This is a genomic window from Nocardioides lijunqiniae (genome assembly GCF_015024225.1).
Classification (GTDB): Bacteria; Actinomycetota; Actinomycetes; order Propionibacteriales; family Nocardioidaceae; genus Nocardioides; species Nocardioides lijunqiniae.
The window spans coordinates 29,962-47,607 of the sequence record NZ_JACJGM010000029.1; the positions used below are offsets into that span (position 1 = coordinate 29,962).

The window sequence follows — 17,646 nt, forward strand, 5'->3', positions numbered from 1 at the left end:
CATGGGCAATCCCATGCCGTGGAGCCTCGTCAACAAGATGGTCCTCGTCGCACTGCGCGCACTCCAAGACCTCGTGGACGATGGCATCCTTGACCGCCGCGGACTCGAAACCGACCCACTCACTGAGCTCGAAAGTTGGGACGACGTCATCGTGCGCCGACTCCAACCGGCCATCAACGTCCCACCCTCAGCAACTCTCGGCAAAGAGTGCAGCGTCGCAGGCACCTACTACGACCCCAGCACCGCCGTGCGCGCCATCATCGCCGTCGCCGAATCCGGAAACACTCGCCGCGACGCGTTTACCGCACTGCACGAACTCGGCCACCACACCCACACCACCCCCGAGATAGCTGACGTACTCGCCGACCTGCCATTCGATATCACCTTCGCTGTCGAAGACCGGATCTGCGAACGGTTCTCCGCAGCCCTCCTCATCCCCAACGACACGGCGACTTCCATCCTCGGGACCGGAACACCCACGGCCGCCGACATCGTCGCCCTCGCCCAGAGCACCTCCGCATCCCGCCAGGCAGTCTGTGTCCGCGCCATCGAGAACTTCGTTGTCCCTGGCATGGTCGTCCTGCTCGACAACGAAGACGTTGTCCAGATTGCCCCGGCTCACGGTGTCCCACCCCCGCGCCGAGGCTCAAATCAGTCGAACTCCGACATCGTGAAGAAGGGCCGCCAACGCCAAGCCGACGGCGACCGAGACTTCAGAATCACCGAGAACGACACCACCTTCGAGTACCGCGACGGCATCCGAAGCTCGCCGATGTACGCCCAGGTCGCCGACATCGGCAGCGGCCACCTGGTTATCGTCGCCGTCACCGAGAAACCACCCTGGGCAGACCGCTTCACCCTCCCGAAGTACGACACCGGCCCTCGCGCCCCAGACCGCGAATGCCGAAACGCCGAGTGCGGCGAGTCCTTCCAAGCATGGACGCCGATCCACGACGTCTGCAGCGAGCCGGAATGTCCGGCGTGTGGCCGATGTGGCTGCTCAGCCAGCCATGTCATGGAACGGGTCTGCATGGGCTGCTACCTCATGCAGCCCAACCACTTCTACGAGGACGACGCCGCCACCCACTGCAACGACTGCGCATAGACGCCACGCGCTCCGTTCATCCCCTGCGTCACTCCGCCGCCTGAGGGCGCTTCTATCCGCGCATGCCTAGACGAGTTCTGGTGACGGCGATTGTTCCGCAACCTCCCCTACACCAACCCACCGCGCTGACGATCTGAGCCACGCAGGTGCTCCACCGCACGCCGTCACTGATTGAAGCGACTTTCACTCACGTGGCGCCGTCCCCGACTACGTCGGTCGGTACGCGTCGTCAGACTGCCCGCACGCTCGTCTTCTGCACGACCGCGTACAGCGTTGAGCCTCCTGCGTCGGCACCCGCCGATAGTCTCCAGTATGCGAGTGTTCGGGAGAAGGCGATGACAGGCGAGATCCAGCTGATCAGCGACGGCGACGGGCTGGCGGTCGTGGGGCAGAAGGCAGACGTGGAGGCCTTCTTTGCCGACCGCGAACTGAGCGAGACGTCAAGACCGCTCGAACTGCACCAGGTGAAGGCACTGCTGAACGCGGGCTCCGGTGTCGCAGGGATCGGTTCCGAGTGGGCCGCAACGCACGGCCGCTGGATGAAGTTGACCGAGGATTCCTACCAGCGGATGAAGAAGGAGGGTCTGCGGAAGTCGAGGCGCACCGGGTTGCGCACCGGGGTGTTCGACGGCGGCAAGGGTCAGACTGGCGGCTTCACCGAGTTTCTGGACACCGGCCGCTCCTTCCTCGCGAATCCCGCCAACTTGGCTGGCGCTGCGGGTGTCATGGCACAGCTGTCAGCGCAGGCGATGATCGGTGAACTGAAAGCTCACCTTGACGCGATCGAGGTGAAAGTCGACGAGGTGCTCGCCGCTCAGACCGACATGCTTGTCTCCGGTCTAGTAGGAACCGGGAGGGTCATCGACGACTGCCTGCTCGTGCGCGAACTCGAAGGCGGGATCGATGAGCGCACATGGGCGAAGGTGCAGGGCTCGCCGGCCCAGATCCATCACGTGCTCGAGTACGCGCTGACGCAGTTAGGCAACGCTGAGCGAAAGTTGCGCGGCGAGACGAGCGTGCGGGACCTGGCGGTGGCAGCCCAGGAGGCCGAGGGCACGGCGCTTGAATGGCTGGCTGTTGTGGCCCGGTGCGTGCAATTGCTCGATGAAGTCGATGTGCTCGAGCTCGACATCGTGCTCAGCACCGACCCAGGTCGCGCGGAGCGGCGACTCAGCACGATGCGGCAGGCACGTGCTCGACGGCTTGAACAGATCTCTGCGCGAACCGAGTCCCTGGTTGGACTGCTGAATCAGGCGGCCGAAAGGGCGAACGCGAGGGTACTGCTGCACCCGAGTGCGTCCCCCGCTGTGGTCGAAGCGCGCAATCATGCTGCTACCCGGGTGCAGCGGTTGAACGCGGTCCTTGGCGGCGCCGACGATGAGCCGGAGGAGGACCTGGCCTTAGTGCGCACGTGGACAGGCGCGATGGCCGAGGTGAGGGTGAGAACCTCGAGTCGAGCGAGCTCGGCCCGGGACCGAGCGTTCGACGCAGGTGCCGGTGGCGCGGGTGCAGCGGCGCGGCTCGGTGCGCAGGCACGCTCGCGGGCCGCGCGGACACGTGGCAGGTTGGCGGGGCCAACGACGACCCAGGCGTGGCGCCGCCTCAAGGGACCCCAGGACTTCGGTGAATTGAGCTCGCCGGACGAGCGCGAGTTGATTGAGCCACCCCGACTTCCAGCGCCAGCGGACGATGTCGAGAAGCTGGAGTAGGGCGGATCCGCCCGTCCTGGTCCGCTGACGAGCAACGTCTTGCCGCCGCCCGAGGTCGAAGGATACGAACGGTGTGTCCCCAAATCGCAGCGGTTCTCGGCGGCGGGTGAGAACCTGCTCACGTGCAGTCAAGTGACTTGGTGTCAGCACCCGGGCCGGGCGAGATTAGTGTCCGGGCGCGCCGCGGATTGGTCGCTACGGGCCTACTTTCGTGGGTGGCCGGAGCAGTTGCGACTTTCACCAACAGCGACGCTTCGGGTGCGGTCGCGCTGATTGCTACTGGCGCCCTCGGCGGCCTTCTTGGTCTGGTCGGCCGCTGGCCCACAAAACTGGTCGTGTCAGGGAACGAAATCTCCTGGTCCGAGGTGACGGAGACAGTTGACGAGCAGATCGATGCTGCCCAAGACGCAGGCGACCAGGACGCCGTGCGACAACTTGAAGAGCTTCGTCGGCGTCTCGAGGAGATGCAGCGGACGGGCTACGCGCCGCGGCACCCAGCAGCCGAGTACGACGAAGCAGTCGAGCAAGCCCTTCGGCGAGCGCTTCCGGGAGCCGCCATCCGCAAAGAGGCAATCAGATCTCGGGGCATGGCAGACTTTGAAGTCGCCAGCGGTCCAGTACCTCTCTACGTCGAGTCCAAGTTCAAACGCGACCCCAGCACCCCCTTCCAAGGCAGCACGCTTGCACCACTTCTGGATCGGCTAACTGAGTCCGACCGGCTACTCATCGTCACGAACTCACTCGATACCCGGGGTGCTGACGCCGTGGTCAGCGGCCGCGCAGATCGCGTTCGAATCGTGACCTGGCTAGGACCCGGAGACGACGCGATACTCCAAGATGCCCTCAACCAGCTGGCTCGCGACGCCGCCTGAATAGTTGAGCCATCGCGCGCGCCGCGTCGCCGCAATTAGCGGCTCTGAGCAGTCCAAGCGCCATGGATCCCAACCGCGTCTTCGCGCCGCGATAGCCACGCGCCCCTAGGAGAATGCGTGTGGCAGCTGCACGTCGGCTCAGCCCGTGAGCTCCAACCCGAGCGGTCCGGATGAGCTCGAGACGCCATCGGCGCCGGGTGGCGCGGGCGCGCGGGAACGATGTCGGTGGCCAGTGGGGGTGGTGGTCTCGACGGTGTGCGTGCCGTGCGGGTCGGTGAAGGCGATCGCGGACCAGCCGAGGGCCTCCTTGGCGAGGTTGTGGCGCTCGCAGAGGCCCTGGGTGTTGGCTTCGCTGGTCGGGCCGCCGTCGGCCCAGGCCGTCACGTGGTCGGTCTGGCGGATCGGGGCGCCGCACCAGGGGATGCGGCAGAGGCCCTGGTCGCGAGTGGCGACGAAGTCGGCGAGGCCGGCGGGGGCGCAGCGGGCGCGGGAGTCCATGGCGACCAGCTGGCCGGTCGTCGGGGCGATGTACAGCCGGCGGATCCAGGCACGCGTGGCGCGCATGGCGCCGATGACGAAGGCGCGGGCCCAGGGGGCGGGGACCGGACCGTAGCCCTCGACGTGGACGGCGTCGTCGGCATCGCCGAGGAGCGTCCGGTCGGTCATCACCAGCTTGATCTCGACGCGCGGTGCCTCCTGCGCCGGGCGGCCGGTGACCTTCTCGACGAGGGTGTCGGCCATGGCCTGCCCCTTCGACCGCTCGTCGCCCTGGGCGCGGGCGGTGGCCGCGGCGGCCAGGAGCACGGCGTAGATGCTGACGGCCTGCTTCACCGGGAGCAGGGCGGTCACCCAGCACATCGTGTCGGGCGCGGGGCGGATCGAGACGTGGCGCTCCGACTCGGCCCGGCGGGCGCGCTCGGCGACGGAGGCGGGATCGAGCTCGCAGGCGAGCTTCTTGGCTGCTCGCGCGAGGCCGAGGTCGCTCATCGTCGCGGCCTCTCCCCCGGCGCACAGGCGCTCGTCGACGGTACGGCGGTCGGCGAGCGAGAGGCAGGCGGTCTCGCGGGCGAGGATCGTGGCGCGCCACTCGTTGAGCCGGCCGTCCCGCATGAGGGCGAGCGCGTGGGGCATCTCGCCGTCGAGAACCTGGGCGAGCCCGAGCAGCCGAGCACCCTTGGCCGCCGACTCGCGACGAGCCAGGCCGACCTGCTCGGCGATGCCCTCGCCCACGCGCTCCGCCCGCAGCCCGGCCTCGACCTGCGCCGCGCGCTGGGACTGCTCGAGCCGCACGGCCGCCGTGGCCTGAGCAGCCGCGGCGACGCACTTGAGCTCCTCCGCCCCACGGATGAGGTCGACCAGCTGCGCGTCCGAGAGGTCGCTCAGGTCCTCCACGAGGGCAGCCTTCGCCTCGTGGATGGCGGCCATGGACGTGTCGAACATGACCCCGACGCTAGACCGGACGGCCGACAGTCAGAGGCCGATGCGACAGGACCTGTGGAGCGGGTCTGCGCGGACGTGCTCTGTGGACAGCAAGTGGCTCACGGCGCCCTGATGCGCTGGTCTCCGACCTACCCGAGCCGACGCCAGGTCCAGCCCGACGGACGAACTCGCACCGCCTTCGTCACCGGCCCTGCCTCGTCCGCGGCCGGGCGGAGGGCTCGCTGGAAGCGGGCGACCCCGCTCGCGCGGTTGACGGACCACAGTCCGAGGTAGGAGCGCTGCCTGGCGTAGTTAGGCGACATGCAGTAGCCCGCGCGAAGACCGGTGACCTTGCCGTAGCCCGACGACCGGAGCACGGTGTCAGTGGACCCGTGGCCGTGATCGGCGACGACGTGGAGCGCGCCTGCCTTGTCGGTGTAGTAGATGCGCCGTCCGAAGTCCGCCTCGAAGCCCGTCATCGCAGTGGCGGTCCTGAGGGACACCGGCAACGTCATGGGCCGGCCGAACCGCGAGCCGTTCCAGGTCTTGCGATGCAGTGACCCGTCCGCGGCGACCCAGAACAGATGACGGTCGGTGACGCTCACGAGCCGGCTCGGGTAGCCCCGGCCGACGACCTTGAGGACCCGCACGTCCAAGGCGCTGCCGCTGTGCCACTCGGTCTCGACGAGTCGCACCTTCCCGTCCGTGGCCGCGACGAGCTGGCGCGTCGTCTCCGTCCCCGGCGAACCGTTGGAGCTGACGAGTGCCCACGAGATCGGTCGCCACGTGACCGTGCCGGGTGACGTCTTGGAGACCTCGACCCGCGCGTTCACCACCCGGCGGAACTTGATCCGACCGCTGGTCGTGTGACCGAACGCGTCCATCAGACATCGGTACGCCGGGCGCTGCGACGTACCCGGGTCTGACGAGGAGGCAGACGCGGACGGCGTAGGGACGGCCGTCGTACTGATCAGGGCCGACCCGACGGTGGCAAGGACGAGACCGAGGACCCGAGAGCGCTTCATCACCGGGTCAACCTAGAGGGCCGGGCGCGTTCCCGCAGGAGATCGGGCGACTAGGTGCGCTGCTGCAGGAACGTGATGATCGCGAACACCACCGCGATCGTCACCACCAATGCCAGGAGGGCCAGCAGCGACGGCAGCTTGCGCCGCGGCTCGGCGTTCAGCGGCTGCTCGGTCGTGGGGTGCTCGCGCTCGTCCATGTCCTGCCGGTGCCCGACGGGGCTGGGTTCATTACCCGATCCGCACGAGGTACTTCGTGAGCGCGTCGTAGCCGCTCGGGTCGACGCGCACACCCGTCACCAGCTCTGCCATCGCCAGCGCGGCGACGAACCAGTCCCCGGTCTCCGCCGAGAAGCTGCCCGGGCCCGCCCAGACGAGGGCCGCGAGGTCCCGCACCTCGGCCGGGATCCTCTCCAGGTCCTCGACGAAGGCGTAGTCGACCTCGTCGAAGACGATCTTGCCGTCGCGGGCGTAGCCGAACCGGCTCATCGCCTCGACGTCGCCCGTCGCCACCGCGCTGACTCCCCCGCCGGCCGAGAGGGCCGCGAGCCGGCGGCCGCGCGGGTCGGCGAACCCGGTGCGCTCGAACGCCACGACGCCCGTGCCGACCGGCGTGAAGGAGTACGCCGACCAGGCGCCACTGTCCAACCGCCGCTCGTCCTTCGGCGTCACCACCCGCGGCTCGGGTCCGAGGAGCCGGTCCACCGCCTCGTCGACGGTCATGTCCGCGACGAAGACCCAGGTCCCCTCCTGGCTGGAGTTCTCGTCCAGCAAGGACGCGTAGTGGGTGTAGAGCTCCTTCTGCTTCGCTGGCAGACCCGACAGGTCGGGCTGGAAGACCGGCTCCTTCGCAAGCTCCGTCTGCGTCTCGCCGTCCGAGGCGGCGCTGGAGTCGCTGACGACCGGCTCCGGCTCGGCAGCGCACGACGACGATCCGAACGCCGTTCCCACGACGAACACCGGCACGGTCAGTAGCGATCGGTTGAGAGGCACGAGGCCAGTGTGGTGACTCCGCACGCGCGATGCGGCCAAACCCGGTTGCTCGCGCCGAGCGTTGGCATCCGCCAGCCGGAGGAGAAGCAACGGCGCAGTGACCGGTAGGCCGTGGCGCTTGGTCAGCGGCGCGTGACGCGGAACGTGGGGCCTACGTCACCCCGGGTGCTTGCGTTGCCGGCGACGGCGAACCGGAACGGGATGCGCGCACCGGGCTTTCCGCAGAATCGCTGCTTGTTCCAGCCCGCCTCAGGGTCGGCTGTGAATGCGGCCCGGCCGCGAGCATTCGTCCGCTTCGTGAACATCTTCTGCCAGCCGCCGCACAGCTTCGCCTGCATGACCACCTGCGTGCCACCCCACGCCCTGTTTGCACGCGTGACGCGCACGTTCCACTTCCAGCCGTGCGCTCGGTACTTCTTCTTGCTGTGCGACACCTTGGACGAGGCGACAGGAGCGACAGGCGGAGGGCTGACAGTAAAGGGCTGCGCCTCAGCGTCGTATCCCACCTGGTAACCATCGAGGTCGTAGTAGGTAACGCTCACGCTGAGAGTGAACGTGCCGAAACCGTCCACGTTGGGGCACCAGTAGAGAGCATCGAACTCGTAGGACCCATCGCTGTAGATGCTGCCGTACTCGTAGTTCTCGCCCCACGACGTCGGGACCTGCCACTCCACGGTGGCGCTCGCCCATTCGCCCGTTCCGGACTCGTAATCGGCGCCCGTACTCACATCCAGTTGCGCAAGCAGACTCTCACATTCCCCGCTGGGTGAACGCGTATAACTCTGGGGGTAGACGGTCAGGCTGTCGGGGTACGACCGGGCATCGACCTGGGGCCTGTGCCCGCCCTGCAGACGGTCACGTGCTTGGCCAAGCTGGGCAAGATTCCGTGGGATAGGGGTGATCGTGCCGTGATGGTCGGGCTTGGTCTCCTCAGCCTGGGCCGGCGTTACGCCCAGTGTCGGGATGAGCAGGGCGGCGCTGAGGAGCAGCGCAGCAAGAGGCTTGATGGTAGTCATGGTGGCACCTTTTTCTTCGCGTCAGCCTCGCCGACAACGCATGGATCTCGAATTCGGAGGTTCCTCGAACGAGCAATTGGCCGCCTGACCCGAGCCGCTGACCTCACCGCGAACGCCTGCACGAGGCCGGGGTCGAATCGACGAGGTGGCGACACCCAGCCACCTCGACACCCCCGCCCCCGTTGTTGGGCACACTGACACACCAGAAGTCTGCGCGTTCATCTTTTGGCTAAAGCCAAGAATTCCTTCTGGCTTGTCTTCGCGGAGGATGCTCTGGAGCTGCCAGACCCAGACCGTCATCGGGAGCAACGGTGATCTGGCCGCCTCTGACACACCAACTCAGGCAGCCGCATCGTGACGGTCACGGGCGGGGACTATGCAGCCCCCATGGTCGTGGTCCCCGGGTGCCTGCCAACCCTTGTCCGCTTCTGATTGCCGTCGGGCACGCGTTGGCAGGACGATGACCACATGTCCCTGCCCGCCCCGACCGTGCACAGCGCCCGCCTGCGTCTTCGGCCGTTCGTCGACGCCGATACGGAGTCGCTGTACGCGATGCACAGCGACGCCCACGTCCTGCGCTACTGGGACGCCCCTCCGTGGCAGGACCCCACGCGCGCTCAGGCGTTCCTCTCCCGCAGCCGTGAGATGGCGGAGGAGGGCAGCGGCGTCCGGCTCGTCCTGGAGCTCGCCTCGGACGGCTCGTTCCTGGGGTGGATCGGCCTCACCCACTGGGACCCCGCCCATCACAAGGCCTCGCTGGGCTACGTCCTCGCCGAGACGGCCTGGGGCCACGGCTACGCCACCGAGGCCGGGCGGGCCGTGCTGCAGTGGGCCTTCGACACCCTCGACCTCAACCGCGTGCAGGCCGAGACCGACACCCGCAACCTGGCCTCCGCCCGCGTCCTCGAGAAGCTCGGGTTCCGGCACGAAGGCACGCTGCGCGAAGACTGTGTCGTCGCCGGCGACCTCTCCGACTCGTTCGTGTTCGGGCTGCTGCGGCGCGAGTGGCAAGCGGCGTAGCCGGAGCACCCCGGGCTGGTCCTCGGGTCGCCACCGCCGGAGGTGCGTCACTCCGTCGCCCGTCGGCGCGGCCCAAGAAGCAACCGAACCTGCCGAGAACGGGTCGACCGGGAGCTGGAGGCACGGTCGGGCTCCTGGGCCACACTGGTGCGGTGGACACCTCGAACCCGTCCCGTGAGCGAGCGGGACCGGCCGTGGCCCGTGCGGGCCATCAGCGCCGAGCAGCACGATGGCCCGTTCAGTCGAAGCGAGACCCAGCGTGTGCGACGCAGTCTAGGAGTCCAGGCTCCACGAGGGAGTCGCACAACGAGAAGGGTCTGCTGCCATGCCGCTCATCGAGGTCAGTGTCATCAAGGACGTCTTCACCGCCGAGCAGAAGCGGCAGATCATCGCCAAGCTCACCGACGCCCTGGTCGAGATCGAGGGCGAGAACGTTCGGCCGGTCACGTGGTGCGTCGTGCGGGAGGTGCAGAGCGGCGATTGGGGAATCGCGGGCAACGCGCTCACCACGGCCGACGTCCACGCGCTGGCTGCCGGCGCCGGGGTCTAGCGCGCTGCGCGCGACCGGTCGGCAGGCCGTGCGGTCGTCATGACCTCGCGGGAGCTCCTCACGGCTCGAGCGGCACTGAAGGGTGGGCGGTGGAGCGAGGCTGCTGCCGGCTTCGCCGCGGTCGTCGACCGCACCGACGACCCGCGCGCCCATGATGGGCTCGCCCAGGTCGCGTGGTGGCGCGACGACGCCGAGACCGCCCTCGCCGCCCGCGAGGCGGCCTACCGTGGGTTCCGCAGGGCCGGTGACCGACGTGCTGCCGCGTTGATGGCCGCAACCCTCGGTTACGACTCCATCCTGTTCGGTCGGGGCACCGCCGTGGGCCGCGGCTGGTTGGCGCGGGCCGCGGCCCTCCTCGCCGGGGACGACGATCTGCCCGAGGTCGGGTGGTTGGCGGTCCGCAACGCCGAGGTCGCCCTCAACATCGAGGGTGCGGCTCGGGTGGGCCTGGTGCACGCCCGCGCTGCCGAGTCACTGGGGCGCGCGGCCGGTGACGATGATCTGGTCTGTGTCGGACAGGCCCTCGCGGGACTCGCTCTGGTCCGGCTGGGCGAGGTCACGCCGGGAATGGCATTGCTGGATGCGGCCGCCGGAGCCGCCACCGCAGGCGACATCGACGACCTCATGTGGATGGGCAAGATCTGTTGCTGGCTCATCAGCGCCTGCCAGGATGCGCACGACTTGACCCGTGCTGCCACCTGGTGCGCGCGGGTCGAGGAGATCTGTGCCCGCCATGATCTCGCGCCGCTGTTCTCCGTGTGCCGCATCCAGTACGCATCCGTCCAGATGGCTCAGGGCGAGTGTGTCGAAGCCGAGGCGACCCTGTCCGGGATGCTGCAGCTCCTCGAGCACTCGCAGCGCAGCGCTCGCCTCGAGGCGGTGGCCCACCTCGGTGAGCTTCGACGCCGTCAGGGTCGGCATGACGAGGCCGAGACTCTGCTCCGCCAGGCGGGTCTCCAGACCAATGCGACCATCAGCCGATGCCGCCTTCAGCTCAGTGACGGCGACGTGGACCTTGCGTGGTCGACGGTGTCCGAGCTGCTGCGGATCCTGCCTTCGGACCAGCAGCTGGAGAGGGCCGAGGTGCTGGCACTCGTCGTCGAGGTCGCCGCCGCGGCCGGGCGTGCCGAGGAGGCCCGCACGATGGCCGACGAGCTGCGCACCATCGCGGACGAGGTCGGCACCGACGCACTCCGGGCGGCAGAAGCAGGCTCACGAGCGCGACTCTCGCCTGTCGGCGTAGACGCGGTCGCCCTGTGGCAGGACGCTGTCCGGCACGCCGTAGTTGCTGGACTGCGATTCGACGAGGCCGAGTACCGGCTCGAGTACGCCTCCTGCCTCCAAGCGCTGGGCGACCACAAGAGCGTCCTCGACCAGGCAGGACGAGCGCTCGACCTTCTGCAGCCTCTCGGGACGGGACCGAGCATCGATCGGGCTCGCAGTCTCCTGGGACAGCGCGACGCCGGCGACCCGCTGTCCCCGCGGCAGGTCGACGTGCTGCGACTTCTGGCGCGGGGCCTGTCCAACGCCGACATCGCCGCCGAGCTGTTCCTCAGCGAGCACACCGTGCACCGGCATGTCGCCAACATCTACCGCACCCTCAACGTCTCTTCGCGCGCCGCGGCAGCGACCTACGCGGCGAGCCATGACCTGATCTGACCTGGCACCTCCGTGACGGGGCCACCACCTACGAGCCCCTACTCAGCGCAGGACGGACCTGACGATCGTCGGGCGGCGCGCGCCCAGGAAGAAGATCCCGGGCAGACCTCGCGTCTCGAAGCCGCGGCTCGGGTTGCGGATGAGCCGTGAGCGGCGGATGAGCATCGTGCCGGTGCGGTCGTTGCTGACGAAGAAGACGGCGCCGCCGCCCTCGCGGGCGACGTTGCCGCGCATCGTGGTGCGGATGAGGGACAGGGTGAACCGGTTGCCGTCGAGGTAGACAGCACCGCCACTGCCTCCGCCGCGCGTGCCGGGACGGGCGGGGTTGGCGCCGCGGCCGATGGCGCGGTTGCCGAGGAAGGTGCTGTCGGTGATGCGCCAGGACACGCCGATGCTGCTGAGCGCGGCGCCGTTGCTGCAGCGGCCGTTCTTGAAGGTGCTGCCGACGACCTGCACGGGGCGGTCGCGGTACTGGTCGAGCACACGGACCGCTCCCCCGCCGAGGTCGGGGCCGCGGCGGTCGCAGCGGTTGCCGAGGAACGTCGAGCGCACGATCTTCAGCTGGCCGCCGCGGACGAAGACCGCGCCGCCGCCACCGCCGTCGTACCGCTGGCCGGTCGCGTCACCGCGGATCAGCGTCAGGTTGCGCAGCGTGAGGCGCGGGGAGGCCTGGTCGTCGCAGTGGGAGGTGGTCCAGGTCTGCTTGGGGTCGCAGGTGTTCTGGTAGAGGATCCGGCGCTTGCCCATCCCGCTCAGGGTCACGCGGCCGCCCCCGTCGATCACGACGGCGGCGGAGGTGTTGACCACCTTCGCGGTGCGCCGCATCTTGATGGTCACCGGTCGAGGGCCGCAGTCGAAGCGGATCACCCCGCCGCGCGCCACGGCGCGCACCACCGCGGCGGACGTGCAGCTCGCCCTCGAGCCGTTGCCGACCGTCTGCCCGGCGGCGCGGGCGACCCGCTGCTGCGGCTCGTCGTGTGGCGCCGCGGTCGACGTCGGCGTCGGCGTGACGCCCATGGCTGCCAAGGCCGCAATGACGGCGACCGAGAGACGAAGCATCTCGCGATCGTACGACGGCCGAAGACCTAGAACGCCGTCGCGAGCCAGGCCGCGACCGCGGCGAGGACCACCAGGACGACGTTCATGATCGAGTCGCGTCGCTCGCCCCGACCCCAGTGGACGCGCCACGCGAGCACCTGCAGCACGGCCAGGCCGACCGCGGCCGCGATGGCGAGCTCGACCGCGACGTCGAGCATCGGCGGCAGGACCAGGCCGAGGGCGCCGAGCAGCTCGACGACGCCGATGAGGCGCACGACCGGCATCGGGACGTCGGTGCCCGCCCAGGCCATCATCGGTTGCAGCTGCTCCTGGGTGCGCACGACCTTCACCGCCCCGCCGTAGGCGTAGAACACGGCGAGCAGGCCGGCGAGGATCCAGTACGCGGTCTCCATGGTGGCTCCTTGGTTATCGTCGGTGACGAGGGCCATCCTGGGTAAGTCCGGGAGGGCTTACAAAAGGCACACCGGTGTGCGTGAGGGACAGGGACGTCCGTGTCGAAGTACGAGAAGACCTGCCTGATCCGGGGCGACGGCGGTCGCGCGATCCGCGGCATCCTCGACCGCATCGGCGACAAGTGGACGCTGCTGGTCGTGGCCACGCTGGACGGGCCGCCGCTGCGCTTCACCGAGCTGCAGCGCCGGATCCCCGGCATCTCCCAGCGGATGCTGACCCGCACGGTGCGCAACCTCGAGCGGGACGGGCTGGTGTCGCGCACGGTCTACGCCGAGGTCCCGCCGCGCGTCGAGTACGAGCTGACCGGGACCGGGCGCACCCTCATCGCGCCCGCCGTGGCGCTCGCGGAGTGGGCGGTCGACCACAACCCGGACATCGAGGAGCACCAGGCGACCTACGACTCGGACCAGGACTAGGCACGTGACCGAGCCTCCCGCCGCTCCGCGGCTGCGTCGCACCGTCCGGGCGGTCATCCTGGACGAAGACTGCGTGCTGCTGTGCCGCTTCCGTCCCCCGCACCCGGCGGTGCCGCCGCATGTGACGGGGATCTGGGCCGCTCCGGGCGGCGGCGTCGAGCCCGGTGAGCTGCCGCTGGAGGCGCTGCGCCGCGAGCTGCACGAGGAGACCGGGCTCGTCGTCGACGCCGACCCGCCGCACGTGTGGCACCAGGAGCTGGCGATGCCCGGCCTGGAGGGCGCGTACGACGGGCTGGTCAACGACTACTTCCTGGTCCGCACCGCGCGCTTCGAGCCGCGGGGGGCGTTCTCCGACGAGGAGCTGGCCGCCGAGCTCATCAGCGAGCTGCGGTGGTGGCGGCACGCCGACATCGCCGGCTACCACGGGCCGGACCTCTTCTCGCCGCGCGACCTCGCCACGCCGCTGGCGGCGCTCATCGACGGCGTCGTCCCGGACCAGCCGCTGACGTTGGGTCTCTGACGCCGCCCCTCTGACGCCGCGCTCAGCCGGCGTCGTAGGCGGGCTGCGTGTACCGGAGCCGCGGGCTGAGCTCGGGGGTCGCGTCCTTGGCTGCCATCTCGGCTCCTTCTCGGGGTGGGTGTCACCCACCTGACGCGCGCGGCAGGGGGGTGTGACCGTGGCTAGATCGCCTTCAGCACGTCCGGGCTCTCGCAGGCCCTGGCGAAGGCCGAGATCCGCGCCCGGATCTCGCGGCCGAGCAGCCACCGCCCGATCGGGTCCGCGACGGGAGCCAGCCAGGCCGGACGGGCCGACCAGGTGTACTTCCACACGGCGCGGGTCCCGGGCACCCCGCCCTGCTCCTCGGCGGTGAAGCGCCAGCCGCCGCCGAAGGAGGCGAAGAACCACGGGCCCTTCTCCATGGTCATGCCGACCGAGGTGGGCGGCCGGTAGGAGACGTAGCGGCTGATCATCGTCGGCCCGACGCGCGCCTTGGTCAGGGTGCGCACGTCCTTGGCCGGGCGCTCGGCGTCGATGAGGTGCTGGTGCCGGATGAACGGGTCCCAGCTCAGCCGCACCTCGCCGGTCGTCTGCGAGACGGCGAACGCCGTGTCCGGCGGGACCGGGACCCACTGCTCTGCGGTGACCTGGGGCATGCCGCGCAGCATGGCACGGGACGGCGGACCCGGGCGCGGAGGTCGTCGTCGGGTCAGGAGCCTGCGAGCTCCTCCCGGAGCGCGATGACCTCCGCGAGGGCCTGCTCGGCGGTCGCGGTCGCCACGGCCAGGGCCTTGATCAGCGTCGCGATGTCCACCTTCTGGCGGACGGCCGGACTGCGCAGCGCCTCGTCCAGGTCGAGGCCGAGGTCCCCGACGGCGCGCAGCTGGTCCCGGAGCTCCTGGAGACTCCGATGGCTGGTGCGCCCCTCGATCCTGACGTCGCGCTCTGCCTGTGCCTGCGGAGTTCTGCTGATCTTGAAGAGACCCATGGGGACTTCCTTCGGTTGGCGGTCCCCCAAGGTACGCAGCGATCTGCCCCACCGTCGCGGGTGCGAGCGAACGCCGTAGACATTTCAGGCGCCGGAGAACAAGATGTATCAGCCCGGTGAAGCGCGCCTCCTTGCCTGGGTGAGCCACCTGGAAGCCTCTCCCGGACGGGCGCGTCGGGGGATCGGATGAGAGTCATGACCGCTGGGCAGTCGGGGCGGGTGCCCGAGACGTCCGCAGCCCCCGGGGTGTGGTCGGTCGCCGCCGACGCCTTCGAGCGCTGGCGCGACGGCGACCTCGACGCCCTCGACGAGCTGGTGGCGCTGATGACGCCGGTGCTGTGGCACGTCGTCCGCGCCTACCGGCTCTCCCACGAGCAGGCCGAGGACGTCGTGCAGTCGACCTGGCTGGCGCTCGTCCGCCGCCGCGACGCGATCGACGACCCCCAGGCGGTGGGTGGCTGGCTCACGCTGACCTCGCGCCGCGCCGCCTGGCGGGTCAGCGCACGGGCCGGATCCCACGTCACGCTCGAGCCCGACGTCCTCGAGCGGCACGTGCCGTCGGAGCCCTCGGCCGAGAGCACCGTCGTCGCGCACGACGAGCGGGACCTGCTCTGGCGGGCGGTGGCCGAGCTCGACGAGCGGTGCCAGCGCCTGCTGCGCGTGGTCGCCTTCGAGCAACGACCCGACTACGCCGCCCTGTCCGCCGACCTGCAGATGCCTGTCGGCAGCATCGGACCCACCCGCGGCCGCTGTCTGGCCAAGCTGCGCACCGCCCTCACCCGCCCGTCCGGGAACGACCTGGGGAGCCCGACATGAACGACGACACCCGGTTGCGTCAGCTCGCCGACCTGTGGCGCGAGCGAGACCCCGTGCCCGACGGCCTGGTCGGACGCATGCAGGCCGTGGCCCGCGCCGAGGTGGACCTGCTCGCCACCGACTGGGACCACGAGCTGCTCGAGCTCGTCGAGCGCTCCACGGAGCTGGCCGGAGCACGCGGCACGTCGACGTCGCTCACCCTGCGCTACACCGGCGTCGACCTCGACGTCCTGGTGCGCGTCGGTCCCAGCACCGACGCACCCCGCATCGACGGGTGGGTGGTGCCGCCCCTGCCCACGGTCGTGCGCCCCCTGCACCCGGACGGCAGCGCGGCAGGGGCCCCCGCCACCGTCGGCGAGGAAGGTCGCTTCGTGCTCGTCGACCTGCGCCCGGGACTGGTCCGGCTCGCTCTGGAGCCGACCGACCCCCAGCACGCATCGTTCGTGACCCCCACCTTCGAGATCTGACCGGAAGGACCCGATGAAGCCCCTCGACGACGGAGCCGCCCCGCCCACCCGCAGCCCCCTCGACCGCGACCCGACGCCACCTCCCCGCGACGTGATCAGCGCCGTCCAGGGCCGGGTCCTCGACCCGAGCACCGCCCTGCAGGTCGAGGGCGTCGCGGCCAGGCCCACCGTCTACGTCGGCCCGCGGCTGGTGATCTCCAAGGCCATCGACGTCGACGGGGCGATGCAGGTGCTCGAGGCCGTGGCCAAGCGGCTGGGCTGGACCGTCACCCTCGACCCCGAGGACCCACGCACGGCCCGGCTCCCCCACGGCCTGCGGACGGTGACCATCCGGCTGGCCTCCGACACCGCCGCCACCGCCCCCGACGGGTGGGTGCTGCTGCAGCAGACCCGCGCACAGTTCGGGGTCCGCTCCGTGCTCGGGGTGGGCCTCGACCACGTCGTGTTCTCCGGGTCGCTGGAGTCGAACCCGTTCCACATCAGCAGCCCTTTTCACATCAGCAGCCCCTTCCACATCAGCAGCCCGGCCGGGGGCGGCTCCTCCGCTCCGGTCTCGACGTACGGCCTGCCCGGTTCGGGCGGCCGCCAGCCGGTGACGTACGTCGGAGCCCCGCCGCATCGCCGGAAGAGGATCGAGGGCAGACGCCCCGTGGTCGCCCTGCTCGACACCGGCTGCGCCGTGCACCCGTGGCTCAACCACGTCGTGACGAAGGACGTGACCCTCGACGGCGTGCGCATCGGCTACTCCGACCCGGTGACCGACCCCGAGCTGCACGGTGACCTCGTGGGCCAGCTCGACGGCGTCATCGACCCCCTCTCGGGCCACGGCACGTTCATCGCGGGGCTGGTCCACCAGAGCTGCCCGGACGCCGACATCCTGTCCTGGCGGGTGGTCCCCTCGGAGGGGCCGACCGTGGAGTCCGACCTCGTCGCCTCGCTCGCCCAGGTCGCGGAGCTCGCGCGGCGACACCGGGAGGGTCGTGACGACGGGCACGCCATCGACGTCCTGAGCCTCTCGATCGGCTACTACCACGAGACCCCGTCGGACGCCCTGTTCGACGTCACGATGTACGCCATCCTCGAGGACCTCGCCAGGCACGGCACGATCGTCGTCGCGTCGGCCGGCAACGACGCCACGAGCCGGCCCAGCTTCCCCGCTGCCTTCGCGCCGTGGTCGGACGGCAACGGGCCGGTGCAGCCCGACCCCGCGTGCCTGCCGATCGTGTCGGTCGGCGCCCTCAACCCCAACCGGTCGACCGACGCGCTGTTCAGCAACGTCGGTCCGTGGGTGCGCGCGTTCGCGCCCGGTGCCGCGCTGCTGAGCACGATGCCGCGCTTCCAGGGTGGCCTGCAGCCGATGGCCCGGTCGAGGGCCTTCGGTCGCCCACGCGAGGCCATCGACCCCGACGACTACCGCGGCGGCTTCGGTGTCTGGAGCGGCACCTCCTTCGCCGCGCCGGTCCTCGCGGGGTGGCTGGCCGCGGCCCTGGTGGGCGAGCTCGTCGGTCCCGAGGACCCGGCCACCGCCGTACCGCTCGGCTGGTCGGTGGTGGAGAAGGTGGTCGAGTTCGGGCCACACTGAC

The 17,646-nt window shown here is 70.0% G+C and carries 20 protein-coding genes; 11 read left to right on the forward strand and 9 right to left on the reverse strand.

Annotation, left to right across the window (positions count from 1 at the left end):
• Nucleotide 1 precedes the first annotated feature (1 nt).
• From IRQ30_RS16870 to IRQ30_RS16880, 3 genes are all read left to right on the forward strand, one after another.
• The gene (locus IRQ30_RS16870; RefSeq protein ID WP_193614143.1) at nucleotides 2-1,105 is read left to right on the forward strand and encodes an ImmA/IrrE family metallo-endopeptidase; all 1,104 of its coding nucleotides are present in this window, start codon (nucleotides 2-4) and stop codon (nucleotides 1,103-1,105) included.
• A gap of 335 nt (nucleotides 1,106-1,440) precedes the next feature.
• Nucleotides 1,441-2,814 carry a hypothetical protein gene (locus tag IRQ30_RS16875; protein WP_193614144.1) on the forward strand — a complete coding sequence of 458 codons (1,374 nt, stop codon included), beginning with the start codon at nucleotides 1,441-1,443 and terminating at the stop codon, nucleotides 2,812-2,814.
• A gap of 215 nt (nucleotides 2,815-3,029) precedes the next feature.
• On the forward strand, nucleotides 3,030-3,686 hold the full coding sequence (locus IRQ30_RS16880; protein WP_193614145.1) for a hypothetical protein: 657 nt from the start codon (nucleotides 3,030-3,032) through the stop codon (nucleotides 3,684-3,686).
• Between the two features lie 138 nt (nucleotides 3,687-3,824).
• On the opposite strand, the gene IRQ30_RS16885 is transcribed toward IRQ30_RS16880, so the two are convergent.
• The 5 genes from IRQ30_RS16885 to IRQ30_RS16905 all read right to left on the reverse strand — a co-directional run bounded on the left by IRQ30_RS16885 (nucleotide 3,825) and on the right by IRQ30_RS16905 (nucleotide 8,136).
• Nucleotides 3,825-5,126, reverse strand: coding sequence for an HNH endonuclease (locus IRQ30_RS16885; protein ID WP_227467735.1), 1,302 nt, complete (start codon nucleotides 5,124-5,126; stop codon nucleotides 3,825-3,827).
• A gap of 128 nt (nucleotides 5,127-5,254) precedes the next feature.
• Complete coding sequence (locus IRQ30_RS16890; protein WP_193614146.1) at nucleotides 5,255-5,989, reverse strand: hypothetical protein; 735 nt, start codon at nucleotides 5,987-5,989, stop codon at nucleotides 5,255-5,257.
• A 191-nt stretch (nucleotides 5,990-6,180) separates the two neighbouring features.
• A complete protein-coding gene (locus IRQ30_RS16895) occupies nucleotides 6,181-6,327 on the reverse strand; it encodes a hypothetical protein (RefSeq protein ID WP_193610218.1) in 147 nt (48 codons plus the stop codon).
• Nucleotides 6,328-6,358: 31 nt separating this feature from the next.
• A complete protein-coding gene (locus IRQ30_RS16900) occupies nucleotides 6,359-7,120 on the reverse strand; it encodes a hypothetical protein (RefSeq protein WP_193614147.1) in 762 nt (253 codons plus the stop codon).
• Between the two features lie 122 nt (nucleotides 7,121-7,242).
• On the reverse strand, nucleotides 7,243-8,136 hold the full coding sequence (locus IRQ30_RS16905) for a hypothetical protein (protein ID WP_193614148.1): 894 nt from the start codon (nucleotides 8,134-8,136) through the stop codon (nucleotides 7,243-7,245).
• A gap of 468 nt (nucleotides 8,137-8,604) precedes the next feature.
• On the opposite strand from IRQ30_RS16905, the gene IRQ30_RS16910 reads away from it, so the two are divergent.
• The 3 genes from IRQ30_RS16910 (at nucleotide 8,605) to IRQ30_RS16920 (ending at nucleotide 11,365) form a co-directional block, all read left to right on the forward strand.
• Nucleotides 8,605-9,156, forward strand: a complete 552-nt coding sequence (locus IRQ30_RS16910; RefSeq protein WP_193614149.1) for a GNAT family N-acetyltransferase — start codon at nucleotides 8,605-8,607, stop codon at nucleotides 9,154-9,156.
• Nucleotides 9,157-9,481: 325 nt separating this feature from the next.
• Nucleotides 9,482-9,706, forward strand: coding sequence for a tautomerase family protein (locus tag IRQ30_RS16915; protein ID WP_193614150.1), 225 nt, complete (start codon nucleotides 9,482-9,484; stop codon nucleotides 9,704-9,706).
• A 39-nt stretch (nucleotides 9,707-9,745) separates the two neighbouring features.
• Nucleotides 9,746-11,365: a LuxR C-terminal-related transcriptional regulator gene (locus tag IRQ30_RS16920; protein ID WP_193614151.1), complete on the forward strand. Its 1,620-nt coding sequence runs from the start codon at nucleotides 9,746-9,748 to the stop codon at nucleotides 11,363-11,365.
• A 42-nt stretch (nucleotides 11,366-11,407) separates the two neighbouring features.
• On the opposite strand, the gene IRQ30_RS16925 is transcribed toward IRQ30_RS16920, so the two are convergent.
• The gene (locus tag IRQ30_RS16925) at nucleotides 11,408-12,424 is read right to left on the reverse strand and encodes a hypothetical protein (RefSeq protein WP_193614152.1); all 1,017 of its coding nucleotides are present in this window, start codon (nucleotides 12,422-12,424) and stop codon (nucleotides 11,408-11,410) included.
• Between the two features lie 26 nt (nucleotides 12,425-12,450).
• The gene (locus tag IRQ30_RS16930) at nucleotides 12,451-12,816 is read right to left on the reverse strand and encodes a DoxX family protein (RefSeq protein WP_193614153.1); all 366 of its coding nucleotides are present in this window, start codon (nucleotides 12,814-12,816) and stop codon (nucleotides 12,451-12,453) included.
• 99 nt (nucleotides 12,817-12,915) lie between these two features.
• Here IRQ30_RS16930 and IRQ30_RS16935 point away from each other — a divergent pair, with 99 nt between their 5' ends.
• On the forward strand, nucleotides 12,916-13,293 hold the full coding sequence (locus IRQ30_RS16935; RefSeq protein WP_193610211.1) for a winged helix-turn-helix transcriptional regulator: 378 nt from the start codon (nucleotides 12,916-12,918) through the stop codon (nucleotides 13,291-13,293).
• Between the two features lie 4 nt (nucleotides 13,294-13,297).
• Nucleotides 13,298-13,813 (forward strand): NUDIX domain-containing protein, encoded by a 516-nt coding sequence (locus tag IRQ30_RS16940; RefSeq protein ID WP_193614154.1) that lies wholly within the window; start codon nucleotides 13,298-13,300, stop codon nucleotides 13,811-13,813.
• A gap of 161 nt (nucleotides 13,814-13,974) precedes the next feature.
• On the opposite strand, the gene IRQ30_RS16945 is transcribed toward IRQ30_RS16940, so the two are convergent.
• A complete protein-coding gene (locus IRQ30_RS16945; protein WP_193614155.1) occupies nucleotides 13,975-14,448 on the reverse strand; it encodes an SRPBCC family protein in 474 nt (157 codons plus the stop codon).
• 53 nt (nucleotides 14,449-14,501) lie between these two features.
• Nucleotides 14,502-14,780: a hypothetical protein gene (locus IRQ30_RS16950; protein WP_193614156.1), complete on the reverse strand. Its 279-nt coding sequence runs from the start codon at nucleotides 14,778-14,780 to the stop codon at nucleotides 14,502-14,504.
• Between the two features lie 195 nt (nucleotides 14,781-14,975).
• Here IRQ30_RS16950 and IRQ30_RS16955 point away from each other — a divergent pair, with 195 nt between their 5' ends.
• The 3 genes from IRQ30_RS16955 to IRQ30_RS16965 are packed head-to-tail and all read left to right on the forward strand — an operon-like array spanning nucleotide 14,976 to nucleotide 17,645.
• Nucleotides 14,976-15,596, forward strand: coding sequence for an RNA polymerase sigma factor (locus IRQ30_RS16955; protein ID WP_193614157.1), 621 nt, complete (start codon nucleotides 14,976-14,978; stop codon nucleotides 15,594-15,596).
• Nucleotides 15,593-16,063, forward strand: a complete 471-nt coding sequence (locus IRQ30_RS16960; RefSeq protein WP_193614158.1) for a hypothetical protein — start codon at nucleotides 15,593-15,595, stop codon at nucleotides 16,061-16,063. The genes IRQ30_RS16955 and IRQ30_RS16960 overlap by 4 nt, the downstream gene beginning before the upstream one ends.
• A 13-nt stretch (nucleotides 16,064-16,076) precedes the next feature.
• The gene (locus IRQ30_RS16965; protein WP_193614159.1) at nucleotides 16,077-17,645 is read left to right on the forward strand and encodes a S8 family serine peptidase; all 1,569 of its coding nucleotides are present in this window, start codon (nucleotides 16,077-16,079) and stop codon (nucleotides 17,643-17,645) included.
• The last annotated feature ends 1 nt before the right edge of the window (nucleotide 17,646 follow it).